21 protein-coding genes and 1 pseudogene are annotated in these 25,982 nt (G+C 66.3%); 9 read left to right on the forward strand and 13 right to left on the reverse strand.

The window, feature by feature from the left end; genetic code table 11:
• Positions 1-2,553, forward strand: coding sequence for a sulfite reductase flavoprotein subunit alpha (locus FOC67_RS02530; protein ID WP_009315901.1), 2,553 nt, complete (start codon positions 1-3; stop codon positions 2,551-2,553).
• A 170-nt stretch (positions 2,554-2,723) separates the two neighbouring features.
• Here FOC67_RS02530 and lpxO read toward each other — a convergent pair whose 3' ends face one another.
• A complete protein-coding gene (lpxO, locus tag FOC67_RS02535) occupies positions 2,724-3,623 on the reverse strand; it encodes a lipid A hydroxylase LpxO (RefSeq protein WP_009315902.1) in 900 nt (299 codons plus the stop codon).
• Positions 3,624-3,752: 129 nt separating this feature from the next.
• On the opposite strand from lpxO, the gene FOC67_RS02540 reads away from it, so the two are divergent.
• The 3 genes from FOC67_RS02540 to FOC67_RS02550 are packed head-to-tail and all read left to right on the forward strand — an operon-like array spanning position 3,753 to position 6,108.
• The gene (locus tag FOC67_RS02540) at positions 3,753-4,508 is read left to right on the forward strand and encodes a 5-oxoprolinase subunit PxpA (protein WP_009315903.1); all 756 of its coding nucleotides are present in this window, start codon (positions 3,753-3,755) and stop codon (positions 4,506-4,508) included.
• Positions 4,505-5,182 (forward strand): 5-oxoprolinase subunit PxpB, encoded by a 678-nt coding sequence (gene pxpB, locus FOC67_RS02545; RefSeq protein WP_009315904.1) that lies wholly within the window; start codon positions 4,505-4,507, stop codon positions 5,180-5,182. The genes FOC67_RS02540 and pxpB overlap by 4 nt, the downstream gene beginning before the upstream one ends.
• Complete coding sequence (locus FOC67_RS02550) at positions 5,179-6,108, forward strand: biotin-dependent carboxyltransferase family protein (protein WP_009315905.1); 930 nt, start codon at positions 5,179-5,181, stop codon at positions 6,106-6,108. The genes pxpB and FOC67_RS02550 overlap by 4 nt, the downstream gene beginning before the upstream one ends.
• 4 nt (positions 6,109-6,112) lie before the next feature.
• On the opposite strand, the pseudogene FOC67_RS02555 reads toward FOC67_RS02550, so the two are convergent.
• Positions 6,113-6,573 (reverse strand): annotated as a pseudogene (locus FOC67_RS02555) (Lrp/AsnC family transcriptional regulator).
• Between the two features lie 141 nt (positions 6,574-6,714).
• Between FOC67_RS02555 and FOC67_RS02560 the strand changes: the two are divergent.
• The gene (locus FOC67_RS02560) at positions 6,715-7,347 is read left to right on the forward strand and encodes a LysE family translocator (protein ID WP_009315908.1); all 633 of its coding nucleotides are present in this window, start codon (positions 6,715-6,717) and stop codon (positions 7,345-7,347) included.
• Between the two features lie 32 nt (positions 7,348-7,379).
• Here the strand turns inward: FOC67_RS02560 and FOC67_RS02565 are convergent, their stop codons facing one another.
• The 8 genes from FOC67_RS02565 to psdR form a co-directional block, all read right to left on the reverse strand.
• Positions 7,380-8,351 carry a peptide ABC transporter ATP-binding protein gene (locus tag FOC67_RS02565; RefSeq protein ID WP_003110330.1) on the reverse strand — a complete coding sequence of 324 codons (972 nt, stop codon included), beginning with the start codon at positions 8,349-8,351 and terminating at the stop codon, positions 7,380-7,382.
• Positions 8,351-9,325 (reverse strand): ABC transporter ATP-binding protein, encoded by a 975-nt coding sequence (locus FOC67_RS02570; RefSeq protein WP_003094451.1) that lies wholly within the window; start codon positions 9,323-9,325, stop codon positions 8,351-8,353. Before FOC67_RS02570 ends, FOC67_RS02565 begins: the two co-directional genes overlap by 1 nt.
• A 52-nt stretch (positions 9,326-9,377) precedes the next feature.
• Positions 9,378-10,289: an ABC transporter permease subunit gene (locus FOC67_RS02575; protein WP_003105451.1), complete on the reverse strand. Its 912-nt coding sequence runs from the start codon at positions 10,287-10,289 to the stop codon at positions 9,378-9,380.
• Positions 10,290-10,300: 11 nt separating this feature from the next.
• The gene (locus FOC67_RS02580; protein ID WP_003105448.1) at positions 10,301-11,311 is read right to left on the reverse strand and encodes an ABC transporter permease subunit; all 1,011 of its coding nucleotides are present in this window, start codon (positions 11,309-11,311) and stop codon (positions 10,301-10,303) included.
• 67 nt (positions 11,312-11,378) lie between these two features.
• Positions 11,379-12,974, reverse strand: coding sequence for an ABC transporter substrate-binding protein (locus FOC67_RS02585; RefSeq protein WP_009315909.1), 1,596 nt, complete (start codon positions 12,972-12,974; stop codon positions 11,379-11,381).
• A 49-nt stretch (positions 12,975-13,023) separates the two neighbouring features.
• Positions 13,024-14,478 carry an OprD family outer membrane porin gene (locus tag FOC67_RS02590; protein WP_003141335.1) on the reverse strand — a complete coding sequence of 485 codons (1,455 nt, stop codon included), beginning with the start codon at positions 14,476-14,478 and terminating at the stop codon, positions 13,024-13,026.
• A 224-nt stretch (positions 14,479-14,702) separates the two neighbouring features.
• Positions 14,703-16,304 carry an ABC transporter substrate-binding protein gene (locus FOC67_RS02595; RefSeq protein WP_009315911.1) on the reverse strand — a complete coding sequence of 534 codons (1,602 nt, stop codon included), beginning with the start codon at positions 16,302-16,304 and terminating at the stop codon, positions 14,703-14,705.
• A 265-nt stretch (positions 16,305-16,569) separates the two neighbouring features.
• Entirely contained in the window at positions 16,570-17,133 is a 564-nt protein-coding gene (gene psdR / locus FOC67_RS02600; RefSeq protein WP_003094433.1) for a transcriptional regulator PsdR, read from the reverse strand.
• Between the two features lie 168 nt (positions 17,134-17,301).
• On the opposite strand from psdR, the gene mdpA reads away from it, so the two are divergent.
• Positions 17,302-18,519, forward strand: coding sequence for a metallopeptidase MdpA (gene mdpA / locus FOC67_RS02605; RefSeq protein ID WP_009315912.1), 1,218 nt, complete (start codon positions 17,302-17,304; stop codon positions 18,517-18,519).
• Positions 18,520-18,586: 67 nt separating this feature from the next.
• Here mdpA and FOC67_RS02610 read toward each other — a convergent pair whose 3' ends face one another.
• From FOC67_RS02610 to FOC67_RS02620, 3 genes are all read right to left on the reverse strand, one after another.
• Positions 18,587-20,185 (reverse strand): ABC transporter substrate-binding protein, encoded by a 1,599-nt coding sequence (locus FOC67_RS02610; protein ID WP_009315913.1) that lies wholly within the window; start codon positions 20,183-20,185, stop codon positions 18,587-18,589.
• Between the two features lie 93 nt (positions 20,186-20,278).
• On the reverse strand, positions 20,279-21,892 hold the full coding sequence (locus FOC67_RS02615; RefSeq protein WP_009315914.1) for an ABC transporter substrate-binding protein: 1,614 nt from the start codon (positions 21,890-21,892) through the stop codon (positions 20,279-20,281).
• Positions 21,893-22,144: 252 nt separating this feature from the next.
• Positions 22,145-22,855: an SIMPL domain-containing protein gene (locus tag FOC67_RS02620; protein WP_003094423.1), complete on the reverse strand. Its 711-nt coding sequence runs from the start codon at positions 22,853-22,855 to the stop codon at positions 22,145-22,147.
• Between the two features lie 276 nt (positions 22,856-23,131).
• Here FOC67_RS02620 and FOC67_RS02625 point away from each other — a divergent pair, with 276 nt between their 5' ends.
• From FOC67_RS02625 to FOC67_RS02635, 3 genes are all read left to right on the forward strand, one after another.
• The gene (locus tag FOC67_RS02625; protein ID WP_003094421.1) at positions 23,132-24,400 is read left to right on the forward strand and encodes an ATP-binding protein; all 1,269 of its coding nucleotides are present in this window, start codon (positions 23,132-23,134) and stop codon (positions 24,398-24,400) included.
• Between the two features lie 25 nt (positions 24,401-24,425).
• Positions 24,426-24,986 (forward strand): response regulator transcription factor, encoded by a 561-nt coding sequence (locus FOC67_RS02630; protein ID WP_003094419.1) that lies wholly within the window; start codon positions 24,426-24,428, stop codon positions 24,984-24,986.
• 162 nt (positions 24,987-25,148) lie between these two features.
• On the forward strand, positions 25,149-25,958 hold the full coding sequence (locus FOC67_RS02635; RefSeq protein WP_003094417.1) for a YfaP family protein: 810 nt from the start codon (positions 25,149-25,151) through the stop codon (positions 25,956-25,958).
• The last annotated feature ends 24 nt before the right edge of the window (positions 25,959-25,982 follow it).

The following is a 25,982-nucleotide window of genomic DNA, read 5'->3' on the forward strand; positions in this document are numbered from 1 at the left end:
GTGAAGAAAGTCTGGTTCCAGTTGCATTGGTTCTTCGGTATCAGCGCCGGCCTGGTGCTGGCGCTGATGGGCGTCACCGGAGCGACCCTGTCGTTCCAGGACGAACTGATGCGCGCGCTCAACCCTGACGTGCTGGTGGTGCAGAAGCGCCCCGAGGGCGTGCTGCCGCTGGACGAACTGGTGCGCCGTATCGAAGGCGCCGAGCCGGGGCGGAAAGTGGCCTTCGTCTGGGTCGAGATGGACAGCGACAAGGCCGGGCGGATCTTCTACACCCCGCCGCCGGGACAGCGCCGCGGCGAGTCGCGCTGGATCGATCCCTACACCGGGGCTTTCGTCGGCGAGCCGCGCGGCGAGGGTTTCTTCAACCTGATGATGCAACTGCACCGTTTCCTCGCCATGGGCGAGTACGGCAAGCAGGTCACCGCCGCCTGCACCCTGATCCTGATCTTCTTCTGCCTGTCCGGTCTCTACCTGCGCTGGCCGCGCAAGGTCCTCGACTGGCGCGCCTGGCTGACCCTCGACTGGTCGCGCAAGGGGCGCAGTTTCAACTGGGACCTGCATGCCGTGGCCGGCACCTGGTGCCTGGCGCTCTACCTGCTGGCTGCGCTGACCGGCCTGTACTGGTCCTACGAGTGGTACCGCAACGGCCTGTTCAAACTGCTCGACGACGCGCCCGCCGGCCAGCAGGCGCAGCGCGGCAAGCCGGGCGGACGTGGCGAGCGCCCGGCCGATGCGGCTCCGCTGGTGGTCGACTACGCGGCGGTATGGAACAGCATCCGCCAGGCCGGCGGCGACCGCTTGCAGGCCTACAACCTGCGCCTGCCGCCGGCGGGCGGCCAGCCGGCGACAGTGTTCTATCGCCTGACCGACGCGCCGCACGAGCGTGCCTTCAACACCCTGACCCTGGACCCGGCCAATGGCCAGGTGAAAAGCGACCAGCGCTATAGCGACCGTTCTTTCGGCAGCCAGTTGCTGGCCAGCGTCTATGCATTGCACGTAGGCAGCTATTTCGGCATGGCCGGACGCATCCTGATGATGCTCGCCAGCCTGGCGATGCCGCTGTTCTTCATCACCGGCTGGCTGCTCTACCTCGACCGCCGGCGCAAGAAACGCGCGGTACGGGCGAGCCGCGCCGACCTGGGCGGCAGCGCCGGCGCCAGCGGCGACCCCTGGTTGATCGGCTACGCCAGCCAGAGTGGTTTTGCCGAGCAACTGGCCTGGCAGAGCGCCGGCCAGTTGCAGGCGGCCGGGTTGCCGGTGCGGGTCGAATCGCTGGCGCGCCTGGATGCCGGGCAACTCGCCGAGGCGCGCAAGGCGCTGTTCGTGGTCAGCACCTTCGGCGACGGTGAGGCGCCGGACAGCGCCCGCGGCTTCGAACGCAAGGTGCTTGGCCAGGCCGCCAGCCTCGATGGCCTGAGCTACGCCCTGCTGGCCTTGGGAGATCGCCAGTACGAGCAGTTCTGCGGCTTCGCCCGGCGCATGCAGGGCTGGTTGCAGGGGCAGGGCGCGCGGAGCCTGTTCGCCCCGGTGGAGGTCGATGATGGCGACGCCGCGGCCCTGCGCCAATGGCAGGAAAGCCTGGCCGAGGTAACCGGCGGTGCCGCCCCGGCGGCCTGGGAAGCGCCGGCTTTCGAGGTCTGGTCGCTGGCGCGGCGGGAGTGCCTGAACCCTGGCAGCCAGGGCGAGTCGACCTGGCTGCTGGACCTGCGTGCGCCGGCCGACAGCGCCATCCAATGGCGCGCCGGCGATCTGCTGGAGATCGTTCCGCACCAGGCGCCCGCGCGCATCCGCGAATGGCTGCAGCGGCATCACCTGGACGGCCAGGCGCGGGTGGCGGTCGAGGGCGTCGAGCAGAGCCTGGAGCAGGCCCTGGCCGGGCGCCTGCTGCCGGATTCTTTCGAACACCTGGTCGGCTTGCACCCGCAGGCGCTGCTGGATGCGCTGATTCCGCTTTCCGTGCGCCAGTACTCCATCGCGTCGCTGCAGAGCGATGGCGACCTGCAACTGATCGTACGCCAGGAGCAGCATGCCGACGGCAGCCTGGGCATCTGCTCCGGCTGGCTCACCGAGTACCTGCCGCTCGGCGCCGCGCTGACCCTGCGCCTGCGCCGCAACGCGGGTTTCCACCTGCCGGAGGATGACGTGCCGCTGATTCTCATCGGCAACGGCACCGGGCTCGCCGGCCTGCGCAGCCTGTTGCGCGCCAGCATTGCCGCCGGGCGCAAGCGCAACTGGCTGCTGTTCGGCGAACGCAATTTCGCCCACGACTACTACTGTCGTGCGGAGTTGGAGCAGGCCCTGGCCAGGGGCGAGCTGCAACGCCTGGACCTGGCCTTCTCCCGCGACCAGGCGGAGAAGATCTATGTCCAGGACCGCCTGCATGAAGCGGCGGATGAACTGCGGCGCTGGATCGACGAGGGCGCGGCCTTGTACGTCTGCGGCAGCCTGCAGGGCATGGCCGGTGGTGTCGACCGGGTGCTGCGCGAAGTGCTCGGTGAGGAGGCCTTGCAACGCCTGGCCGACGAAGGACGTTACCGGCGCGACGTGTACTGAACGGATGAATGAAAAAGGCTCCCAAGGGAGCCTTTTCGTTGCCAGCTACTGGGACTGCCGGGCTTTCCGTGGCGTAGAGCGGCTATCTGCCATTTCGGCGAGGTATCGGCGGATGACGCCGTTGGCGTCATCCGCCCCACGGAGCTAGCGGGGCCTTGCGTCGCCGGGCCTCAGATCCACAGGATGAAAGCCAGTACCAGGGCGAAGAAGCCCCATTTCTGCAGGTAGTAGAGCTTGCGGTTGCGCTTCTTCAAACGTTTGCCCTGCAGGCGGATCTTGTAGAGGCTGTCGAAGATCCGATTGAGTCCGCCGGTCCGGTCGCCTGCGTTGTTCGGGGCGGCCGCGGCAGCCATCACGTTGCGGCTGAACCAGCGGTTGAAGGCGGTGGCCCAGCCCTGGGTCAGCGGCCGCTCGATGTCGCAGAAGAGAATGATGCGGTTGTGTTCGGTGGCGTTTTCCGCGTAGTGGATGAAGGTTTCATCGAACACCACCGCCTCGCCGTCGCGCCAGTGGTAGCGCTCGCCGTCCACCTCGATGAAGCAGGCCGGGTCGTTGGGGGTGAACAGTCCCAGGTGGAAGCGCAGCGAGCCGGCGTAGGGATCGCGGTGTCGCACCAGCTTCGAGCCCGGCGGCAGTTCGGCGAACATCGCCGCCTTGACCGAGGGAATCTGCCGCAACAGGGTGGTGGTCTGCGGGCAGAGTTGTCCGGCGGAGGGATGGGCCTCGTCGTACCATTTCAGGTAGAAGCGCTTCCAGCCGCTCTTGAAGAACGAGTTGAAACCGATATCGTCGTACTGTTCGGAACGCTTGATGTTGCCGGCGTCGTGCAGGTGCAGCGCCTCGCTGCGGATGGCTTGCCAGTTGTCGACCAGAACCTGCAGTTCGGGGAAGGTCTGCGGTGCCAGGTAGGGGCGGTTCGGTACCTTCGAGAACAGGTACATCAGGCAGTTGATCGGAGCGAGGAAGCTGGAGTGGTCGCTCAATTGGCGCGAGAGTTTGTGGCGTACCCGGCCGCGAAAATGGACATAGAGGATGCTCAGCGCATAGGCCGCCAGGATGAGAACTTTCATGAATGCAAGGTCGTCGGTGCAAAAGAGGAGAATTTACTCCTGTTCTCAGTGCCTGAGTATGCTACCTGACGCTAATTCGCCAGCACTGCGCTCATTTTTCCGTAATCCTGGCCTCGAAAGGAACGCACAATGAACGACACCGGCCGGCGTATCCTGCTCAACTGCGACATGGGCGAAAGCTTTGGCGCCTGGCGCATGGGCGACGATGTCCACAGCATGCCGCTGGTTGACCAGGCCAACCTGGCTTGCGGCTTCCACGCTGGCGACCCGCTCACCATGCGGCGCGCGGTGGAGCTGGCGGTACGCCATGGCGTGAGCATCGGCGCGCACCCGGCCTATCCCGACCTGAGCGGCTTCGGCCGGCGCTCGCTGGCCTGCTCTGCCGAAGAGGTGCATGCCATGGTGCTGTACCAGATCGGCGCGCTGGACGCTTTCTGCCGTTCCCTCGGTACCCAGGTGGCCTACGTCAAACCGCATGGCGCGCTGTACAACGACCTGGTCGGCGACGACGAGCTGCTGCGCGCCGTGCTCGACGCCTGCGCCGCCTATCGCAAGGGCCTGCCGCTGATGGTGCTGGCCCTGGCCGACAACGGCCGCGAGCTGGAACTGGCCGACGAGGCCGACGTGCCGCTGCTGTTCGAGGCCTTCGCCGATCGCGCCTACCTGCCGGACGGGCGGCTGGCGCCGCGGCGGCTTGGCGGCGCGGTGCATCACGATCCGCAGCGGATCATCGAACAGGCCCTGGCCATCGCCCGTGGCGAGGCCTTCCCCGACTACGACGGCAACCCGCTGCGCCTGACCGCCGACAGTCTTTGCGTGCATGGCGACAACCCGGAGTCGCTGGCGGTCCTCCGGCGCCTGCGCGCGGCCCTGGACAGCCTGTGATCCGCATCGAACCCGCTGGTGCCGAAGCCCTGCTGCTGACGCTCGCCGAAGAACCCGAAGTGGACCTGTCTGTGCGCCTGGCCGAGCTGGCCAGACGTCTGCGCGAGGGGCTCGGCGAAGGCGTCAGGGATCTGGTGCCGGGCTGGACCACCCTGATGCTGCATTACGACCCCTACCGCATCGCCCCGCAGGTACTGGAAGAACGCCTGGGTCCGCTGCTGGCGGAGTGGCACGCCTGGCGCCCCGCCGAGGATGCCGGGCGCCTGCACGAGATTCCCGTCTGGTACGCCGGCGAGGACCTCGCGACGGTAGCGGTTGCCTGCGGATTGACTGGCGAACGGGTGATCGAACTGCACAGCGCGGCCGAATACCGGGTCGGCGCGATCGGTTTCGCTCCGGGATTCGCCTACCTCGGCGGCCTCGATCCGCGCCTGGTCCTGCCGCGGCGGGCCACCCCGCGGGCGCGTGTACCGGCCGGCAGCCTGGCCATTGCCGAGGCGCAGACGGCGATCTATCCGCAGGCCTCGCCCGGCGGCTGGCACCTGCTGGGACGCAGCCCGTGGCGTCCGTTCGATCCGGCCGCCATTCCTCCGTGCCCACTGGCGCTGGGCGACCGGGTGCGCTTCGTCGCCATCGGGCGCGAGGCTTTCCTCGACCTGGGCGGGCGCGAATGAATGGTTTGTGGGTCGTCAAGGCGGGTCCGCAGAGCCTGCTGCAGGACGACGGCCGGCGCGGCTGGCAGCACCTCGGCGTATCCGCGGGCGGCCCTCTGGACCGCCAGGCGGCAGCCTGGGCCAATCGTCTGCTCGGTAATCCCTGGGGGACGCCATTGCTGGAAATTGCTTTCGGCGGCTTGGCGCTGGAGTGCAGGGTGGAGGCGACCTGGCTGGCGCTGACCGGAGCGCGCCTGGCGCTGACGGTGGACGGTCGCGAATGCCTGCCCTGGAGTCGCTTCCGGGTCCGCCGCGGGCAACGCATCGAACTGGGCTTCGCCGAGGCCGGGCAGCGTGCCTACCTGGCCTGCGCCGGCGGTTTCCGGGCGAGGCCGGTACTGGGCAGCGTCGCCTGCCAGGTTCGCGACGGGCTCGGCGGTTTACAGGGCGATGGCCGGATCCTGGCGGAGGGCGATTGCCTGCCGTGTGCCGAAGCGGGAGCGGCGTGTCCGTGGGATGCCAGCGTGCCCTGGCGTTTCCAGCCGGACTACCGGCAGCAGCGGCCCTTGCGTGTGCTGCTCGGCGGCGATGCGGCGGCCTTCGACGCAGCCAGCCGGCGAGCCTTCTTCGCCAGCGCCTGGCGAATCAGCCCGCGGTCCGATCGCATGGGCGTCCGCCTGGCCGGCGAGCCACTGCGCGGGGCGCCGCGCGCCTGGTCGCAGGGCGTGGTGGAGGGCGCTATCCAGGTTCCGCCCGATGGCCAACCCATCGTGCTGATGGCCGACCGCCAGAGCATGGGCGGCTATCCGCTGCTGGGCTTCGTCCATCCACTGGACCTCTCGCGCCTGGCGCAAAGCCCCGCGCATAGCGAGGTAACCTTCGTCGAGAGCGACCTGGCGACGCAGCAGGCCGATCTGCTGCGCTTCTACCGCTTCTTCCGCGGCTGAGCGCTCAGCCGGCCAGGTGGCCGAGCGGCAGCGGCGAGGGCGCCTTGACCGTCTTGATCGCGAAGTTGCTGCGAATGTCGCTGACCCCGGGCAGGCGCAGCAGGGTCTCGCTGAGCAGGCGTTCGTAGGCGCGCAGGTCGGGGACCACCACTTGCAGGAGGAAGTCCGACTCGCCGGAGACGAGGTGCACCGAGATCACCTCCGGCAGGTCGACCACCGCACGGTGGAAGGCCTCGGCCGGCGTTCCACCTTGATCCCGACGAACACCGTGAGGCCGAGGCCGACCTCGTCGCGGTCGATGCTGGCCTGGTAGCCGCGAATCACCCCGGCCTCTTCCAGCAGGCGCACGCGGCGCAGGCAGGGGGACGGGGAGAGGCCGATCTCCTCGGCCAACTGGACGTTGCTCAGGCGGCCGTCGCGCTGGAGGGCGGCGAGGATGCGGTGGTCATAGGCGTCGAGTTTCATCTTGGCATATCCGGATGGATAGTCTCCAGAGAGTGGAATTTACTGCCAAATAGAATGGATAGGCTGGTGGAAAACGCAAGCACCTGCCCTGCCTTGCGGACATAGAATCGTTATCCGGGTCACCTTCCTGGAGCCGATACGATGGACATGAGCGCTTTCCTGATTGCCCTGGCGGTGGTTTACCTGGTCCCCGGACCGGACATGCTCCTGCTGTTCCAGACCGGCGCCCGTCAGGGCCGTCGCGCGGCGCTGGTCACCGCCCTCGGTCTGGCCCTGGCTCGGGCCTGCCATGTGCTGATGGCCGCGACCGGGCTGGCGCTGCTGTTCCGTACCGCTCCCTGGACTTTCGACCTGGTGCGCCTGCTCGGCGCCGCCTACCTCGCCTGGCTTGGCCTGCAGATGCTGCGCGGTGGCGGACTGGCCTTGCCGACCAGCGACGCGGGTTTCGCGCCGGTAGTCCCCCACGCCGACCGCCGGGCCTTGCTGCGCGGACTCCTGACCAACCTGCTGAACCCCAAGGCCCTGCTGTTCTGTTCGGTACTGCTGCCGCAGTTCGTCAGCCCCGAGGCCGGTTCGCTGGCCGTCCAGTTCGCCGCGCTCGGTGCGGTCCTGGTTCTGGTTGGCCTGGCCTTCGACTGCGCCTACGCCCTGGTCGGTGGCCGCCTGGGCCGCTGGCTGGCGTCCCGGCCGCGGGCACAGCGCCTGCAGCAGTGGGGCTTCGGTGGGTTGTTGATAGGGTTCGGGGTAAGGCTGGCGCTGCTGCGCCAGCTCTGAAGGGCTGCGGGGCGGCGAGCGCCCCGTGGCGCTCAGCCGAGGAACTGCTCGGCGTGGTGACAGGCCACCTGGCGCTGGTCGAGCAGGCGCAGCTCGGGCACCTCGCTGCGGCAGCGCTCGGTGGCGTAGGGGCAGCGCTTGTGGAAGGCGCAACCCTCCGGCGGGTGCAGCGGGTTCGGCAGTTCGCCCTGGATGCGGATCTTCGGCTTCGTCGGGTCCGGGTGGATCGCCGGGGTCGCCGAGAGCAGCGCGCGGGTATAGGGATGCAGCGGGTTCTCGTAGAGCTTGTCCGCCGGCCCCATCTCCGCCGGTCGGCCGAGGTACATCACCAGGACGTCGTCGGCGACGTGGCGGACCACCGCCAGGTTGTGCGAGATGAACACGTAGGCGGTGCGGAACTGCTGCTGCAGGTCCATGAACAGGTTCAGTACCTGGGCCTGGATCGACACGTCGAGGGCCGAGGTCGGCTCGTCCGCCACCAGCACCTTGGGTTGCAGCATCATCGCCCGGGCCAGGGCGATGCGCTGGCGCTGGCCGCCGGAGAACATGTGCGGGTAGCGCTGGTAATGCTCCGGCCGCAGGCCGACCTGGCGCATCATCTGCTGGACCTTTTCGCGGCGTTCCTCGCGCGACAGCGCGGTGTTGATCAGCAGCGGCTCGGCCAACTGGTCGCCGATCTTCTGTCGCGGATTGAGCGAGGCGTAGGGGTTCTGGAAGACCATCTGCACGTCGCGGCGCAACTGCCGGCGCTGGTCCTTGCTGGCGCCCTTGACCTCCTGCCCGGCGATTTTCAGCGAGCCGGAGGTGGGTTCCTCGATCAGGGTCAGGGCGCGCGCCAGGGTCGACTTGCCGCAGCCGGACTCGCCGACCACGGCGAGGGTCTTGCCGGCTTCCAGTTCGAACGATACGCCGTTCAGCGCGCGCACCTGGGCGTGGCCCTTGAACAGGCCGCGGGAGACTTCGTAGTGACGGGTCAGATCACGGGCGGTCAGAACGGTTTCCATCAGGCCACCTCGTTCAGCAGGTTCAACGGATAGAAGCAGCGCACCGCGCCGCGCTCGTGTGCCTCCAGGGCCGGCCGCTCCTGGCGGCAATGCTCCTGGGCATAGGGGCAGCGTGGCGACAGCAGGCAACCGCGCGGGCGGTCGTAGCGCCCCGGAACGATGCCGGGCAGGGTGGCCAGGCGGGCTTCGCCGGCACAGTGCTCGGGGATCGCCTTGATCAGCGCCTCGGTGTAGGGATGGGTCGGGCGGTCGAACAGCGCCGGCACGCCGCCGATCTCCACCGCTTCGCCGGCGTACATCACGCAGACGCGCTGGGCGGTCTCGGCGACCACGGCGAGATCGTGGGTGATCAGGATCAGCGCCATGTCCTGGTCGCGCTGCAGGTTCAGCAGCAGCTCCATGATCTGCGCCTGGATGGTCACGTCGAGGGCGGTGGTCGGCTCGTCGGCGATCAACAGCTTGGGCTCGGCAGCGATGGCCATGGCGATCGCCACGCGCTGGCTCATGCCGCCGGAGAGCTGGTGCGGGTAGGCGTCGAGACGGCTGGCGGCGGCCGGGATCTCGACCCGTTCGAGCAGTTCCAGGGCGCGCTGGCGCAGGGCCTTGCCGCGCAGGCCGAGATGCAGGCGGAGAACCTCCTCGATCTGGTAGCCGACGGTGTAGCTGGGGTTGAGGGCGGTCATCGGGTCCTGGAAGACCATCGCCATGTCCTTGCCGACGATGCGCCGGCGCTGGCGGCCCTTGAGAGTGAGCATGTCGTGGCCGTCGAAGCGCAGGTGATCGGCGGATACCCAGCCGGGGGCGTCGATCAGGCCCATCAGGGCCATCATGGTCACCGACTTGCCGGAGCCGGACTCGCCGACGATGGCCAGCACCTCGCCCTTGTCGACGCTCAGGTCGAGGCCGTCGACCACGGGCACGGCGGTGGTGTCGCCGAAGCGTACGCTGAGGTTCTTGATATCGAGGAGGCTCATGCGGCGGTCTCCTGTGGCGCGGATACGGATGCGCTGTTCATGGTTGTGCTCCTCATGCCGCGTTCTTCAGTTTCGGATCGAGGGCGTCGCGCAGGCCATCGCCCATCAGGTTGATCGCCAGTACGCTGAGCAGGATGGTCAGGCCGGGCAGGCTGACCACCCACCAGGCGCGCTCGATGTAGTCGCGGGCGGAGGCGAGCATGGTGCCCCACTCGGGGGTCGGCGGTTGCACGCCGAGGCCGAGGAAGCCGAGGGCGGCGGCGTCGAGGATCGCCGAAGAGAAGCTCAGGGTGGCCTGGACGATCAGCGGCGCCATGCAGTTCGGCAGCACGCAGACGAACATCAGTCGCAGGGTGCCGGCGCCGGCCAGGCGCGAGGCGGTGACGTAGTCGCGGTTTAGCTCGGTCATCACCGCGGCGCGGGTCAGGCGTACGTAGGCCGGCAGCGAGACGATGGCGATGGCGATCACGGTGTTGATCAGGCCCGGGCCGAGGATCGCCACGATGGCCACCGCCAGCAGCAGCGACGGCAGCGCCAGCATGATGTCCATCAGGCGCATGATCAGCGGCCCGGCACGGTTCGGCGAGAAGCCGGCGAGCAGGCCGAGGAGGATGCCGGGGATCAGCGAGATCACCACCGAGGACAGGCCGATCAGCAGCGACAGGCGGGCGCCGTGGATCAGCCGCGAGAGCAGGTCGCGGCCCAGCTCGTCGGTGCCGAGCAGGAAGCGCGCCTGGCCGCCTTCCAGCCAGGATGGCGGGGTCAGCAGGAAGTCGCGGAACTGCTCGCTCGGATCGTAGGGGGCGACCCAGGGGGCGAACAGCGCGCAGAACACGATCAGCAGCATGAACAGCAGGCCGCCGAGGGCGCCCTTGTTGTGCGCGAAGGCCTGCCAGAATTCCTTCAGCGGGGACGGGTAGACCAGGCTCGGGTCGCTGGCGGGAGCGTTGTGCATGGCGTTCATCGGCTGGCTCCTCAGCGTTGGTGGCGAATGCGCGGGTTGGCCAGGCCGTAGAGGATGTCCACGACGAAATTGACCAGGATGACCAGGGTGGCGACCAGCAGGATGCCGTTCTGCACCACCGGGTAGTCGCGACGGCTGATGGCGTCGATCAGCCACTTGCCGATGCCCGGCCAGGAGAAGATGGTTTCGGTCAGCACCGCGCCGGCGAGCAGCGTGCCGACCTGCAGGCCGAATACCGTCAGCACCGGAATCAGCGCGTTGCGCAGGGCGTGCACGAAGACCACCCGGGCCGGCGACAGGCCCTTGGCGCGGGCGGTGCGCACATAGTCTTCGCGCAGCACCTCGAGCATCGCCGAGCGGGTCATGCGGGCGATCACCGCCAGCGGGATGGTGCCCAGCACGATGGCCGGCAGGATCAGGTGGCGCACGGCATCGAGGAACGAGCCCTGTTCGTCGGAAAGCAGGGTGTCGATCAGCATGAAGCCGGTCTTCGGCTCGATGTCGTAGAGCAGGTCGAGACGGCCGGACACCGGCGTCCAGCCCAGCGACACGGAGAACAGCATGATCAGGATCAGGCCCCACCAGAAGATCGGCATCGAATAGCCGGCGAGGGACACCGTCATCACCCCGTGGTCGAACAGCGAACCGCGTTTCAGGGCGGCGATCACCCCGGCCAGCAGGCCGAAGGTGCCGGCGAAGAGCATGGCGGCCAGGGACAGTTCCAGGGTCGCCGGGAACAGGGTGAGGAATTCGTGCCAGACGCCTTCGCGGGTGGTCAGCGATTCGCCGAGATTGCCCTGTGCCAGGTTGCCCACGTAGTCCAGGTACTGCTGGTACAAAGGCTTGTCCAGGCCCAGGCGGTGCAGGGCCTCGGCATGCATCTGCGGATCGACGCGACGTTCGCCCATCATCACTTCCACCGGGTCGCCGGGAATCAGGCGGATCAGCGCGAAGGTGAGCAGCGTCACGCCGAAGAAGGTGGGGATCAGCAACCCCAATCGTCGTGCAATGAAACTAAGCATGTTGGCGGGTAACTCCTCATCGCGGACCGTGCGCCCCGCTGGCGGCGGGGCTGTGGTCCTTGTTCTTCTACGGCTTCACCGAGGTGGTGGCGAAGTTGTTGTTGCTCAACGGATTGATCACGTAGCCCTGCACCGTGTTCCGCCGGACGTTGAACAGCTTCGGGTAGGCCAGCGGTATCCATGGGGCCTGTTCGTGGAATACCACCTGGGCCTGCTCGTACAGTTTCGCCCGCTCGGCCGGATCGCTCACCTCGCGGGCCTTGCGCATCAGCGCCTCGAAGTCCTTGTCGCACCAGCGCGCCTGGTTTTCACCCGACTCGGCGGCGGCGCAGCTCAGGTTCGGGCTGAGGAAGTTGTCCGGGTCGCCGTTGTCGCCGGCCCAGCCAAGCAGCGACAGGTCGTGCTCGCCGGCCTTCGAACGCTTGAGCAGCTCGCCCCATTCCAGGGAACGGATGGTCAGTTGGATGCCGGCCTTGGCCAGGTCTGCTTGCAGCATCTGTGCCGCCAGGGCGGGGTTGGGGATGGTAGGCGAGGTGCCGTTGCGAATGAACAGGGTGATCCTGAGATTTTCCGCACCGGCTTCCTTGAGCAGCGCCCTGGCGCGTTCGGGATCGTGCGGCCAGTCCTGGATCGAATGGTTGTAGCCGAGCAGGGTCGGGGGATAGGGACCGACCGCCGGACTGGCCGCGCCGGGGCCGAACACCGCGTCGAGCATGGCCTTCTTGTCCAGAGCGAGGTTGATCGCCTGGCGCACGCGCGGGTCGTCGAGCGGCTTGTGCTGGGTGTTGATGGCAATGTAGGTGGTCAGCAGGGCATCGATCTCGTCCACCGCCAGGTTCGGGTCCTGCTTCAGGCGCGGCACGTCCTCCGGTTTCGGGTACAGCGAGACCTGGCACTCGCCGGCACGGACCTTCTGCATGCGCACGTTGGGATCGAGGGTAATGGCGAACACCAGATTGTCGATCGGCGGCTTGCCGGCGTAGTAGTCCGGGTTCGCCGTGTAGCGGACCTGGGCGTCCTTGGCGTAGCGCTTGAAGACGAACGGCCCGGTGCCGATCGGCTGGTTGTTCAACTGGCCCTGCTTGCCGGCGGCGAGCAACTGGTCGCCGTACTCGGCGGAATAGATGGACGCGAAGGGCATCGCCATATCGCGCAGGAACGGCGCTTCGGGACGGTTGAGGACGAAGCGCACGGTGAGCTCGTCGACCTTTTCCACCGACTTGATCAGCTCGCCCATGCCCATCGCGTCGAAGTAGGCGTAGCCGCGCAGCGCCGAGGCATGCCAGGGATGCTTCGGATCGAGGGCGCGCTGGAAGGTCCACAGCACATCATCGGCATTCAGGCTCCGGGTCGGCTTGAAGTAGTCGGTGGTATGGAATTTCACGCCGGGGCGCAGGTGGAAGGTATAGCTCAGTCCGTCGGCGCTGACGTCCCAGCGCTCGGCCAGCTCCGGGATCACCTCGGTGGTGCCGGGGCGGAAGGCGAGCAGGCGGTTGAACACGGTTTCCGCGGAGGCGTCGGCGGTCACCGCGCCGGTGTACTGGACGATGTCGAAGCCTTCCGGGCTGGCCTCGGTGCAGACCACCAGGTTCTTCGCCTGGGCCGCGCCGGCGGCGCATAGCGCCAGGGCCAGGGGCAGGTGTCGGAGCAACGGATGGAGCATGGGGTCCTCCTCGTGGGCCCCGTCGCCGGGGCCGCCGGTTGTCGCAGGTTTACAGCAGGTTGAAGGGGAAGGTGCTGACCAGGCGCAGTTCGTTGACGCTGCCGTCGACCTGGTTCTGGCTGGCCTTGTGCATCATGTAGGTGAGCTTGAAGGTGCTGTCCTTGATCGGCCCGTTCTGCACCTTGTAGGCCGCCATCAGGCCCAGCTCGTGGTGCTTCTCGCCGTCCTGGGCGCGCACCTCGGCGTAGTTGCCGTAGGCACCGTTGCGATCGCCGTCGTAGTGGGTGCCGTCGATGTCCCAGCCCTTCACGTACCACACGCCGGTGCTCAGGCCGGGGACCCCGTAGTAGCTCCAGTCGGTCTCGTAGCGGATCTGCGCGGACTTCTCGTTGGGGCTGTTGTAGTCGGCCAGCATCGAGTTGGCCAGGAAGATCGCCGAGGTCTCGTGCACGTAGTCGAAGTATTCGTTGCCGTCGACCTGCTGGTAGGCCAGGGTCAGGGCGTGGGCGCGATGGCCGAGGGTGAAGGCCAGGCTCCAGGTGTCGTTGTCGATGTAGCCGGCCTCGCGCGCCCCGGTGTCGCCGGTGTGGTAGCCGTTGAAGGCGGTGCGCAGGGCGATGCCGTTCTCGAGGTCGCCGATGTCGTGGGTCACGCCCAGGTAGTACTGGTTCCAGACGTCCTGGAAATGCGAGCCATAGAGGGAGATCTCCAGCCCGTCGAGCGGCTTGTAGTTGCCGCCCAGGTAGTTCAGGCGGTCGCCCTTGACCTGGCGGGTGCCGTACTCGGTGGTCATGTCCTCGTCGCCGGAACCGGTCCGCGGGCTGACCTTGCGGAAGCTGCCGGCCTGCAGGCTGAGGTTGTCCAGCTCCTCGCTGGTCACGGCGAAGCCGGTGAAGCTGGAGGGCAGGGCACGGTTGTCGATATAGCTGAACACTGGAGTGTTGACCAGGAAGCGACCGGCCTTGAATTCGGTGTTCGAGGCGCGCAGGCGGATGTTGGCGACGCCCAGCTTGGACCACTCGCCGATCGCCTCGCCATCGCTGTTCGCCAGGGTCCGGTTGCCGCCGCCGCCGATGCGGCCCTTGCCGCGCTCCAGGGCGATCTCGTTGAAGGCTGCGACGTCGAAGCCGAAGCCGATGCTGCCCTGGGTGTAGCCCGAGCTGTACTTGAGCACCGTGCCCTGGACCCAGGCGTTGCGCTGGTGGATGCGCTGGGAGCCGCCGCCGGCCTTGGGAATGCGGAAGGTGAAGCTGTCCTTCATGTTTTCCCGCGAGTAGAAGTTGCGGGTGGTCAGGGTCAGGCTCTGCCCCTCGAACAGCCCGCTGGCGCCGGCCTGGCCCTTGATCGGTTTCTCCACGCTGGGGATGCTCTGCACCTGGGCGGCGTAGCTGGGATTGTCCGGGGTCGGCGGGGTTTCCTGCTCGTCCGCCGCCCAGCCTGGCGCGGCCGATGCCATCAAGGCCAGTCCCAGCGTCGCGCCGGTCACTCGTTGGTATCTCATCACCTGATTGCTCCCTTTATTGTTGTCATGGCACCTGTTTTACCCACCAGGTTTGCGCCGGTTTCGCCCGCGCCTGGGCGCGGCGGTCGAATACGGCGAGGCGAGCGCTCCTGGCGGAACGCGCGCAGCGCCGTTCTGGAACACGGGCAGGAAAAGCAAAGAAATGAAGTGCGGGTCGTGCCGTTCTTCTGCGCCCCGGTCGTTTCACGACCGGGGCGGCGTCGGCATCAGGGCTGGTTGGTTACGCCATAGAAGGCGTTCCGCGAGAAGGGGCTGATCTTGAAGTCATGCACCGACTTGTTCATCGGCTGGTACACGGTGGAGTGGGCGATCGGGGTGATCGGCACCTGCTCCTTGAGGATGTGCTGGGCCTGCTTGTACAGCTCGCTGCGCTTGTCCTGGTCGGAGACCCGCTTGGCAGCCTTGACCAGCTTGTCGTAGGCCGCGTCGCACCATTTCGATACGTTGTTGCCGTTGATCGAGTCGCAGCCGTAGAGGGTCGCCAGCCAGTTGTCCGGATCGCCGTTGTCGCCGGTCCAGCCGAACAGCATGGCGTCATGCTCGCCGGCATGGGCGCGCTTGATGTACTCGCCCCACTCGTAGCTGACGATCCTGGCCTTGATGCCGATCTTCGCCCAGTCGGCCTGGATCATCTCCGCCATCAGCTTGGCGTTGGGGTTGTAGGGACGCTGCACCGGCATCGCCCACAGGGTGATCTCGGTGCCCTCGGCGACGCCGGCCTTCTTCAGCAGTTCCCGGGCCTTGGCCGGATCGAACGGGGCGTCCTTGATGGTTTCGTCATAGGACCACTGGGTCGGCGGCATGCCGTTCACCGCCAGTTGCCCGGCACCCTGGTAGACGGCGTCGATGATGGCCTGCTTGTTCACCGCCATGTCCAGCGCCTGGCGTACTTCGAGCTGGTCGAACGGCTTGTGGGTGACGTTGTAGGCGATGTAACCGAGGTTGAAGCTTGGCTGCGAGGGCACCTTCAGGTTCGCCGCTTCCTGCAGGGCCTTGAGATCGGCGGGGCGTGGGTTGAGGGTGATCTGGCACTCGCCGGCCTTGAGCTTCTGCGCGCGCACCGCGGCGTCGGTGTTGATCGAGAAGATCAGGTTGTCGATCTTCACGTCTTCGGGTTTCCAGTAGTCCTTGTTGCCCTTGAAGCGGATCTGCGCATCCTTCTGGTAGCGGCTCAGGATGAAAGGCCCGGTGCCGATCGGCTTCTGGTTGATCTGCTGTGGCTTGCCGGCCTCGAGCAACTGCCCGGCGTACTCGGCGGACTGGATCGAGGCGACGTCCATCGCCAGGTTCTGGATGAAGGCGGCGTCGACCTCGTTGAGGGTGAACTTCACCCTGTGCTCGTCGAGCTTCTCGACCCTGGCGATGTTCTTGTCCAGGCCCATGTCGGTGAAGTAGGGAAACTCGGTGGGGTAGGCCTTGCGGAACGGATGATTCTTGTCGAGCATGCGCTGGAAGGTGAACAGCACATCGTCGGCGTTGAATTCGCGGGTCGGCTTGAAGTAGTCGGTGCTGTGGAACTTCACACCCTTGCGCAGGTGGAAGGTATAGGTCTTGCCGTCGTCGCCGATGTCCCAGCTTTCCGCCAGGGCCGGGATTGCCCGGGTGCCGCCGCGCTCGAACTGGACGAGGCGGTTGAACAGGGTGACCGAGGTCGCGTCGTAGTCGGTGCCGGTGGTGTACTGGGCGGGATCGAAGCCGGCCGGGCTGCCCTCCGAGCAGAACACCAGGTTGCTGGCGGCGTGGGAGAACGGGGAGCCGAGGATCAGACCGGCTGCCAGCCAGGCCCGAAGGGGAAGGATCTTACGCATGCAAACCTCATTTTTTCTTTTTCTAAGGGCATCGTCTGAGGATCGGCCTTATGGGCCATGGCAACTCTCGCCTTTCCATGGATGGCGGGTGACAGCCATGGACCCTGTGCGGCGACAGCGATCGTCCGTTTGTTGTTGGTCGACGATTCGCTGATGCCGAAATTAAGTCATGCTGAAATTGTGGTCAACGAAAATTAAGCACGACTAACATTTCTCTTGCGAAAACGTTTGCCTGACAGGAGGGTAAGGTACGCTGCGGACTGGCTCAGGGCGTCGGATGGTCGTCGAACAGGCCCATGGTGGTGATGGTCAGGACCTCCGCCACATCGCTGCCGACGTTGGCCAGGCAATGGGTCTTGGTCGCGTCGAAGTGCACCGAGTCGCCGGCGCCGAGGGGGTACTGGCGACCCTCGATGGTGTAGACGATCTGCCCGGACAGGACGTAGGAGAACTCGGCGCCCTCATGGGAGATCAGCTCCGACTGATAGCCCACCGGCATGTTCATCTTGACCGCATTGATCAGGTTGCCGGGGAAGGAGCTGGACAGGCGTTCGTAGGCCAGCGGCTGGCCCTCGATGGTGTAGCGTACCCGCTCGCCTTCGTGGGAGTCGGGCTGGGGTTGTGCCGGTTGGTCGAACAGGGCATTGAGCGGGATATTCAGCGACTTGGCGATGTTGGCCAGGGAAGAGATCGATACACCGGTGAGGTTGCGCTCCGCCTGGGAGAGGAAGCTCGCGGTGAGACCGGATTCGCTGGCGACTTGGTGCAGGGTCTTCTTGGCGGCGCGGCGATAGCGGCGCAGGCGTTCGCCGATGCGGTCTACGGTCATTGGGGAGACTCTTGTTGAAAGGCGCAGTATACCCAGCGCGGGGCGTCAATAAAGTCTGACAGATGAACTACCCGAACCCCTATTTTTTAAGTGTGACTGAAAATTTGTTTTGACCTGAATTTAAGCTCGACTTAAATTTCAGCCCGGTCCAGACGAGGAGAACAACAAATGACCGTGGGTGTTGGCGGGAGTACCCCTGCGCAGGCGCTGGAGCGTCTGCGGAACATGATGGACGGCGCGCAGCCGATCGGCCTGGCGTCTTACCGTGCGCGAATCGCCGCGGCCCAGGCGTGGATGAGCGAGCATGGCATCGCCGCGGCGTACCTGCATGCAGGCAGCAACCTGCGTTACTTCAGCGGCGTGCAATGGCACCCCAGTGAACGCCTGGTGGGTGCTCTACTGCCCGCCGAGGGCGCCCTCGAATACCTTGCGCCGGCCTTCGAGGAAGGTACGGTGCGCGACTTCCAGGTGGTCGACGGCGCCATCCACACCTGGGAGGAACACCAGGACCCCTACCGCCTGCTGCTCGATCGCCTGGAGGCGCTCGGCGTGGGTGAGCGCAGCACGGTCGCACTGTGTCCGAGCCTGCCGTTCGGCATGTTCGAGCGCTTGCGCCAACTGGCGCCGGGCAGGAACTTCGTCAGCGCCGCGTCGCTGATCGACCAGGGACGGATGCGCAAGTCGGCCGAGGAGCTGGCGCTGATGCAGCGGGCCAAGGACATGACCCTGGAAGTGCAGAAGGCCGCGGCGAGCATTCTCCGTGAAGGCATCAGCACCACCGAAGTCGCCGAGTTCATCCACCAGGCGCACCGCAAGGTGGGCGCGCCCGGTTCGACCTTCTGCATCGTCCTGTTCGGTGCCGCCAGTGCCTTCCCCCATGGGGTGAAGCATGCGCAGGTGCTGAAGGATGGCGACATGGTGCTGATCGATACCGGCTGCCAGGTCCACGGCTACCAGTCGGATATCACCCGCAGCTATGTGTTCGGCACGCCCAGCGCACGCCAGCGCGAATTCTGGGGGATGGAGCGCGACGCCCAACTGGCGGCCTTCGAGGCCGCGCGTCTGGGCCAGCCCTGCGAGGCGGTGGACGCCGCTGCGCGGCGTTCGCTGGAGGCCAACGGCCTGGGGCCGGACTACCGCCTGCCTGGCCTGCCGCACCGCACCGGGCATGGCATCGGCATGGACGTCCACGAAGGCCCGTACCTGGTGCGTGGCGATCGCACGCCGCTGGATGTCGGCATGTGCTTCAGCAACGAACCGATGATCTGCGTGCCCGGCGAGTTCGGCATTCGCCTGGAGGATCACTTCTACATGACGGAGGAAGGTCCGCGCTGGTTCACCCAACCGAGCCCGTCCATCGACGATCCCTTCGGCCTCGGCGGCTGAGCCGGCCGAACGATAACGCCGCACGCGGCAAGGCAAGGGCCAGGGCTTCCCGCGTGCGGCGCAGCGATCAGTCCAGCTTCACCCGCGAAAAGTCCCGCGCCGACATCGGGCTCATGCGGTAGCCGCTGACGTTCTTGCGTTGCGCGTCGAACATCAACGGATGCGCCAGCGGCAACCAGGGCATCTGCTCGTGGAAGATCCGCTGCGCTTCCTTGTACAACGCTACCCGTTGGCTCTCGTCGTTGCTCATGCGCGCCTTGCGGATGGCTTCGTCGAAGCCCTTGTCGCACCAGCGCGCGCGATTTTCCCCGGACTCCACCGAGGCGCAGCCGAGGTTGTGGGTGAGGAAGTTGTCCGGGTCGCCGTTATCGCCGATCCAGCTGTAGAGCATCATGTCGTGTTCGCCGGCCTTGGTGCGCTTGACCATCTCGCCCCACTCGAACTGGCGGATGTTCACCCGGATGCCGATGGCGGCCAGGTCGGACTGGATCAGTTGCGCCACTCGCGCCGGGTTGCCGCCGGGGCCGCTGCCGGTGCTGATGTAGAGGTTCAGGGGTGTGTCCGGGGCGACGCCGGCTTCCTTCAGCAGAGCCTTGGCCCGTTCGGGGTCGTAGGGCCAGTCGCGGATGCTGTCGTCGTAGCCGAGCAGCATCGGCGGGTAGGGGCCGATGGCCGGGCGGGCCTGGTCGCCGAAGACGATCTTCAGGTAGGACGACTTGTTGAAGCCCATGGCGATCGCCCGGCGCACGCGCGGGTCGTCGAACGGTTCGTGCCGGGTGTTGATCGCGGCGTGGGAGGTGATCATCGCCGCTTCTTCCAGCACCGTCAGTTGCGGGTCCTGGCGCAACGCGGCGACGTCTTCCGGCTTGGGCGTCAGGGCGATCTGGCATTCGTTGCGGCGCAGGCGCTGCACGCGCACGTTGGGGTCGAGGGTGATCGCCAGCACCAGGTGGTCGATGGCCGGCTTGCCCTTCCAGTAGTCGGGGTTGGCCGCGTAGCGCACCTGGGCATCCTTGCGGTAGCGGATGAAGACGAACGGGCCGGTGCCGATCGGCTTGCTGTTGAGTTCATCGCCCTTGCCCCTGGCGATCAGTTGGCCGGCATATTCGGCGGAGAGGATCGAGCCGAACGGCATGGCCAGGTCGGCGAGGAACGGCGCCTCCGGGTGCTTGAGGACGAAGCGCACCTGATGTTCGTCGATCTTCTCGATGCGCTCGATGATGTCGCGCAGTTGCATGGCGTCGGCGTAGGGGTAGCCGCTGGGCGAAAGGTCGTGGGCGGGGTGCTGCGGATCGAGCATGCGCTGGAAGCTGAACAGCACGTCGTCGGCGTCGAATTCGCGGGTTGGCTTGAAGTAGTCGGTGCTGTGGAATTTCACGCCCTGGCGCAGGCGGAAGGTGTAGACGAGGCCGTCAGCGGAGACGTCCCAGCTTTCCGCCAGGGCCGGGATCACCGTGGCGCTGCCCGGAGCGAACGCGGCCAGCGCGTTGTACAGCGGATGGGCTGAGGCGTCGAAGGTGTAGCCGGAGGTATAGCGGGCCGGATCGAACCCTTCCGGCGCCGCTTCGGTGCACACCGCCAGGGTCTTCGGCTGGGCCTGGATGGCGGCGCTGGCGGCGAAGGCGAGCAGCAGCAGGCTGTAGCGCAGGGCAGAGCGTGGTCGCATGGATGACTCCTCTGGAGCGGGAAGGCCGGGTCGGCCGCCCTGGGGAGAGGCGCCGCCTCGCTCGTGGCGGGGCGGCGCGGCTGGCAGGCGAAGCTACTTGCCGACGCTGACCTCGTAGAACGAGTTCAGGCCGAAGGGACTGATCCTGAAGTCGTGTACCGTCTTGCGCATCGGCTGGTACACGGTGGAGTGGGCGATCGGGGTGATCGGCACCTGTTCCTTGAGGATGTGCTGGGCCTGCTTGTACAGCTCGGTGCGCTTGCCCTGGTCGGTGGTGCGCTTGGCATCCTTGACCAGCTTGTCGTAGCCGGCGTCGCACCATTTGGAGAAGTTGTTGCCGTCCACCGCGTCGCAGCCGTAGAGGGTGCCGAGCCAGTTGTCCGGGTCGCCGTTGTCGCCGCTCCAGCCGATCAGCATGGCGTCATGCTCGCCGCCCTTGGCGCGCTTGATGTATTCGCCCCATTCGTAGGTGACGATCTTCGCCTTGATACCGATCTTCGCCCAATCGTTCTGCAGCATTTCCGCCATCAGCTTGGCGTTGGGGTTGTAGGGGCGTTGTACCGGCATGGCCCACAGGGTGATCTCGGTGCCTTCGGCGACCCCGGCCTTCTTCAGCAGCTCCCTGGCCTTGGCCGGATCGTAGGGCGCGTCCTTGATGGTCTCGTCGTAGGACCACTGGGTCGGCGGCATGCCGTTGCTCGCCAACTGGCCGGCGCCCTGGTAGACGGCGTCGATGATGGCCTTCTTGTTCACCGCCATGTCCAGCGCCTGGCGTACTTCCAGCTTGTCGAACGGCTTGTGGGTGACGTTGTAGGCGATGTAGCCGAGGTTGAAGCCGGCCTGCGACGGCAGGTTCAGGTTCGGGTCCTTCTTCAGCGCGTCGAGGTCGGCGGGGCGTGGGTTGAGGGTGATCTGGCACTCGCCGGCCTTGAGCTTCTGCGCGCGCACCGAGGCGTCGGTGTTGATGGCGAAGATCAGGTTGTCGACCTTCACCTCGTCCGGCTTCCAGTAGTCCTTGTTGCCCTTGAAACGGATCTGCGCATCCTTCTGGTAGCGGCTGAACACGAACGGGCCGGTACCGATCGGCTTCTGGTTGATATCGCTGGCCTTGCCCTGCTTGAGCAGTTGCGCGGCGTATTCGGCGGACTGGATCGATGGGAAGGGCATCGCCAGGTTCTGGATGAAGGCCGCGTCGACCTCGTTGAGGGTGAATTTCACCGTGTGCTCGTCGAGCTTCTCGATCCTGGCGATGTTCTTGTCCAGGCCCATGTCGGTGAAGTAGGGAAACTCGGTGGGGTAGGCCTTGCGGAACGGATGATCCTTGTCGAGCATGCGTTCGAAGGTGAACAGCACGTCGTCGGCATTGAATTCGCGGGTCGGCTTGAAGTAGTCGGTGCTGTGGAACTTCACGCCCTTGCGCAGGTGGAAGGTATAGGTCTTGCCGTCGTCGCTGACGTCCCAGCTTTCCGCGAGGCCGGGAAGGACCTTGGTGCCGCCGCGCTCGAACTGGGTCAGGCGGTTGAAGACGGTTTCCGCCGCGGCGTCGAAATCGGTACCGGTGGTGTACTGGGCGGGATCGAAGCCGGCCGGGCTGCCTTCCGAGCAGAAGATCAGGTTGCTGGCGAAGGCCTGGGGAACGGCGGCGACCAGCGCTGCGCCGAGCAGCGAGGGCATGATCGCGGAGCGGATGACGGCGTTTCTACGCATGGAGTGACCTCTGGTTATTTTGATTGTCTGCGAGGGACAGCCTCGTGAGCTGTCTTGCGCGAAGCTATGCAGGGCGTGTGCCGGCCGCAAGCGTCGAGGTCGCTTCAGTGTAGATGTTGTTATCCGATTGAAAGGGAATGTCGCATTTTCGAATTTGCGCAAACGCGACGCAGGCTGCGTTTGCTGCGCGAGAGACAGTGGAAACGCAAGAGGCAGCCCGGAGGCTGCCTCTTGTGGTGCGCGCCGACCGGATCAGGGCATCTGCACCTCGATCACACCGTCGGCGTTGACCGTGACCTGGCTGGTCCCGGCCTCGATCTCCGGCGCCTGGGCGCCGCCGAAGCTGGCGTCGGCCTTCATCGCCGCCATCCGCATCACCGGATACGGGCGCGGCGCGCCGGCGCTGTTCACGCTCAGGCTGACCAGCTTGTAGCCCTTGCCGCCGAGCGCCTCGGTGAGCAACTGGGCGCGCTCCTTGAACGCGTCCACGGCGCCTTTCATCAATTGGTCCTCGTTCTTCTTGCGGGTCGCATCGGCGATGCTGAAGTCCATGCCGCCCATCTTCAGCTTGCCCAGCAGGTCGGCGGAAAGCTGGCCGAGGGCGGCGAAGTCGGAGCTTTCCAGGCGCAGCTCGGCGCGCTCGCGCCAGCCGGTGATCTTCTGGCCCTTGTCGTCGTAGACCGGATAGCTGTTGCGACTGCCCAGGCTGATGGTCACGCCCTTGACCTTGCGCGCGTCGGCGACGGCGGCGTTGAGGACGCTGGTGGTCTCGGCGGCGAGCTTGGCCGGATCGCTGCCCTGGTTTTCGCTGTAGAGGGTGACCTGCATCAGGTCGTGGGCCACCTGCTGGCTGACTTCGGCGTGCAGCGAGACCTGGTTGTAGCGCGGCGCTTCCTCGGCGACGGCCGAGAGGCTGGCGGCGCAGAGGGTGACGGCGGCGGCCAGGCGGGAAATCGCAGACATTGGGCAACTCCTTGTACTAAGGCTGAATTCACACTGTAGAGCATCGTTCCGGCAGGCGCGGCAAACACGCCTATACGCCAGTCTTGGACCATGAGACGAAGGCTTTTCCCGGAACGGGTTAGGCGATTTTGGAAAAAACGTGAAATTTACTGATCTGAGCCCTGACAGCGCTCGGCGAAACAGGGCAGGATGGCGACCTGCGAGGTTTCTGAGTCACTTTGCCGCAGAGTTGCCGACAGCGTCTTGGCTATACTCGCGCTTATTCCGGAAGAAAACATGCGCGCACCGGTTTTCCTGCTCTCCGCCAGTCGCCAGAACCTTGGCCGTCTGCTCCTCATCCGTATTCTCGTGCTGGCCGCGCAGGCCGGCTCGGTGGGTTTCGCCTGGCTCTCCGACCTGTTGCCGCTGCCGTGGCTGGCGCTCGGCCTGACCCTTGGCCTGTCCGCCTGCCTGATCCTGTTCACCGCGCTGCGCCTGCGCGCGCCGTGGCCGGTGACCGACCAGGAGTACGCGGTACAACTGGCCTGCGACCTGATCATCCACAGCACCTTGCTGTATTACTCGGGCGGCTCGACCAACCCCTTCGTTTCCTATTACCTGGTACCGCTGACCATCGCCGCTGCGACCCTGCCCTGGATCTACTCCATGGTGCTCTCCGGCCTGGCCCTGACCGGCTACACCCTGCTGCTGATCTGGTACCACCCGCTGCACCTGCAGGCGGTTCAGCACGAGGCGATGCTGATCAACCTACACCTGTTCGGCATGTGGCTGAACTTCGCCCTGTCGGCGGCCTTCATCACCTTCTTCGTGGTGAAGATGTCCGAGGCGCTGCGCTGGCAGGCGCACATGCAGGCCGAGCGGCGCGAGGAAAGCATGCGCGACCAGCAGTTGCTCGCGGTGGCCACCCAGGCGGCCGGTGCCGCGCACGAACTGGGTACGCCGCTGGCGACCATGAGCGTGCTGCTCAACGAGCTGCGCCAGGAGCGCCCGCAGGACCCGACCCTGCAGGAAGACCTGGCATTGCTCCAGGAACAGGTCAAGCAGTGCAAGCACACCCTCCAGCAACTGGTACGGGCGGCCGAGGCCGACCGTCGCCAGGCGATCGAAGAGCAAAGCGCCGCGGAATGGCTGGAATCGGTGCTGCGCCGCTGGCACCTGATGCGTCCGGAGGCTTCCTACCGCTACCAGTGCCTGGGCCTCGGCTCCGCGCCGCGCCTGACCCCGCCGACCGACCTCAGCCAGGCTCTGCTGAACCTGCTGAACAATGCGGCGGACGCCTGTCCCGACGACCTCGACATCCGCCTGGACTGGGACAGCAGCAGTATCTGCCTGAGTATCCGCGACCACGGCGTCGGGGTGCCCCTGGCGATCGCCGAACAGATCGGCAAACCGTTCTTCACCACCAAGGGCAAGGGCTTCGGCCTCGGCCTGTTTCTCAGTCAGGCCAGCGTGACCCGCGCTGGTGGAACGGTGAAGTTGTATAACCACGAAGATGGCGGCACTCTGACCGAACTGCGCTTGCCGCGCAGCTACGGAATGGCTTGAGTGATCCGTCTGAGAGGCCCTGCCTATGTCTGAAGAGCTGCTCTTCGAAGGGGAAGAACATCCCCACCTCCTGCTGGTGGACGACGATCCCACCTTTACCCGGGTCCTGGCCCGGGCCATGAGCCGTCGCGGCCTGCGGGTCAGCACCGCCGGCTCCGCCGAGGAAGGCCTGGCGCTGGCCCAGCAGGATACGCCGGACTACGCCGTGCTCGACCTGAAGATGGAAGGCGACTCCGGCCTGGTGCTGCTGCCGAAGCTGCTGGAGCTGCACGCGGACATGCGGGTGGTGATCCTCACCGGCTATTCCAGCATCGCCACCGCGGTGGAGGCGATCAAGCGCGGCGCCTGCAACTACCTGTGCAAGCCGGCGGATGCCGATGACGTGCTGGCCGCGCTGCTCTCCGAGCACGCCGACCTGGACACCCTGGTGCCGGAAAACCCGATGTCGGTGGATCGCCTGCAATGGGAGCACATCCAGCGCGTGCTCGCCGAGCACGAGGGCAACATCTCCGCCACCGCCCGTGCCCTGGGCATGCATCGACGGACCTTGCAGCGCAAGCTGCAGAAGCGGCCGGTACGGCGCTGAAGCGTAAATGACAACGGGGGCGCCGCATGGCGCCCCCTGTGCTTTCCGTTTTCCGTCGAATCGCGGTGGATTTCGCAGATTCCGCCGGTCGCCGGGGATATCCAGCGGACAGCGCAATCGTTAAGATGCAGCTTTCATGAATCGCACGACCAGGGATTGATCATGCGTATCTTCGGTTCGAGTGCCGGCTGCCTGTCGGTGCTGTTCGGACTGGCCTTCGGGCTGCCTGCACTAGCCGAGCCTTCGGTGGACCTGGATGGTCCGACGGCAGGCTGGCGCTATTCCGGCCTGCTCGAACAGCCCGATGCCCCGCGTGTCGCCTATCCGACTCCGCCCATCGATCGCGGCGGCCAGCGCGGCCGCAGCCTGATCGAAGGACACCTGCGCGAACTGGTCGGCACCGAGCGCGCCCAGCGCCTGGTGGTCAACGGCAATCCTCTCCCTCTCTATACCGACGGCGCCGGGCGCTTCGTCCGCCCCTATGCGTTCGGCCACGGCTCCAACGGCGTCCAGGTCGGCAGCGCCGACGGCAAGATCCTCAAGCGCGTGCAGTTCTACGAGGCCAATCGCTCCCAACTGCCGCCGCGCGTGCGCGTGGTGCTGGGTTGGGACGATCCGAAGGCCGAGCTTGACCTGCATATCGTCACCCCCGATGGCCAGCACGCCTACTGGGCGCATCCGCGCCTGAGCAACAGCGGCGGCCTCGATCCGGATGGCGTCGACGGGCCCGGCCCGGAGATGTTCACCATGGGCGCGCCGCTGCACGGCACCTACCTGATCTACGTGAACTACTGGGGCAACCTCAACAACCAGGGCTACAACTTCCAGGCCGGCAGCAACGTACAGGACGTGATCACCGCGCAGGTCAACCTGGTGTTCAACGAAAACAGCGTCGACGAGAAGCACGAGACCTTCGTCGTGCCCCTGCGCACCATCGGCGACCTGGTGCTGGTCAAGACCTTTACCTACTGAAGCATCCCCTCGTACGGATGACAC

The sequence above is a fragment of the Pseudomonas sp. FDAARGOS_761 genome (assembly GCF_013343155.1).
GTDB classification, from domain to species: domain Bacteria; phylum Pseudomonadota; class Gammaproteobacteria; order Pseudomonadales; family Pseudomonadaceae; genus Pseudomonas; species Pseudomonas aeruginosa.

Bases quoted from the DNA above. Each gene is read 5' to 3' on its own strand.
- lpxO (WP_009315902.1), bottom strand. From the start codon at position 3,623: ATGAAAGTTCTCATCCTGGCGGCCTATGCGCTGAGCATCCTCTATGTC.
- FOC67_RS02540 (WP_009315903.1), top strand. From the start codon at position 3,753: ATGAACGACACCGGCCGGCGTATCCTGCTCAACTGCGACATGGGCGAA.
- FOC67_RS02550 (WP_009315905.1), top strand. From the start codon at position 5,179: ATGAATGGTTTGTGGGTCGTCAAGGCGGGTCCGCAGAGCCTGCTGCAG.
- FOC67_RS02560 (WP_009315908.1), top strand. From the start codon at position 6,715: ATGGACATGAGCGCTTTCCTGATTGCCCTGGCGGTGGTTTACCTGGTC.
- FOC67_RS02565 (WP_003110330.1), bottom strand. From the start codon at position 8,351: ATGGAAACCGTTCTGACCGCCCGTGATCTGACCCGTCACTACGAAGTC.
- FOC67_RS02570 (WP_003094451.1), bottom strand. From the start codon at position 9,325: ATGAGCCTCCTCGATATCAAGAACCTCAGCGTACGCTTCGGCGACACC.
- FOC67_RS02575 (WP_003105451.1), bottom strand. From the start codon at position 10,289: ATGAACGCCATGCACAACGCTCCCGCCAGCGACCCGAGCCTGGTCTAC.
- FOC67_RS02580 (WP_003105448.1), bottom strand. From the start codon at position 11,311: ATGCTTAGTTTCATTGCACGACGATTGGGGTTGCTGATCCCCACCTTC.
- FOC67_RS02585 (WP_009315909.1), bottom strand. From the start codon at position 12,974: ATGCTCCATCCGTTGCTCCGACACCTGCCCCTGGCCCTGGCGCTATGC.
- FOC67_RS02595 (WP_009315911.1), bottom strand. From the start codon at position 16,304: ATGCGTAAGATCCTTCCCCTTCGGGCCTGGCTGGCAGCCGGTCTGATC.
- psdR (WP_003094433.1), bottom strand. From the start codon at position 17,133: ATGACCGTAGACCGCATCGGCGAACGCCTGCGCCGCTATCGCCGCGCC.
- mdpA (WP_009315912.1), top strand. From the start codon at position 17,302: ATGACCGTGGGTGTTGGCGGGAGTACCCCTGCGCAGGCGCTGGAGCGT.
- FOC67_RS02610 (WP_009315913.1), bottom strand. From the start codon at position 20,185: ATGCGACCACGCTCTGCCCTGCGCTACAGCCTGCTGCTGCTCGCCTTC.
- FOC67_RS02615 (WP_009315914.1), bottom strand. From the start codon at position 21,892: ATGCGTAGAAACGCCGTCATCCGCTCCGCGATCATGCCCTCGCTGCTC.
- FOC67_RS02620 (WP_003094423.1), bottom strand. From the start codon at position 22,855: ATGTCTGCGATTTCCCGCCTGGCCGCCGCCGTCACCCTCTGCGCCGCC.
- FOC67_RS02625 (WP_003094421.1), top strand. From the start codon at position 23,132: ATGCGCGCACCGGTTTTCCTGCTCTCCGCCAGTCGCCAGAACCTTGGC.
- FOC67_RS02630 (WP_003094419.1), top strand. From the start codon at position 24,426: ATGTCTGAAGAGCTGCTCTTCGAAGGGGAAGAACATCCCCACCTCCTG.
- FOC67_RS02635 (WP_003094417.1), top strand. From the start codon at position 25,149: ATGCGTATCTTCGGTTCGAGTGCCGGCTGCCTGTCGGTGCTGTTCGGA.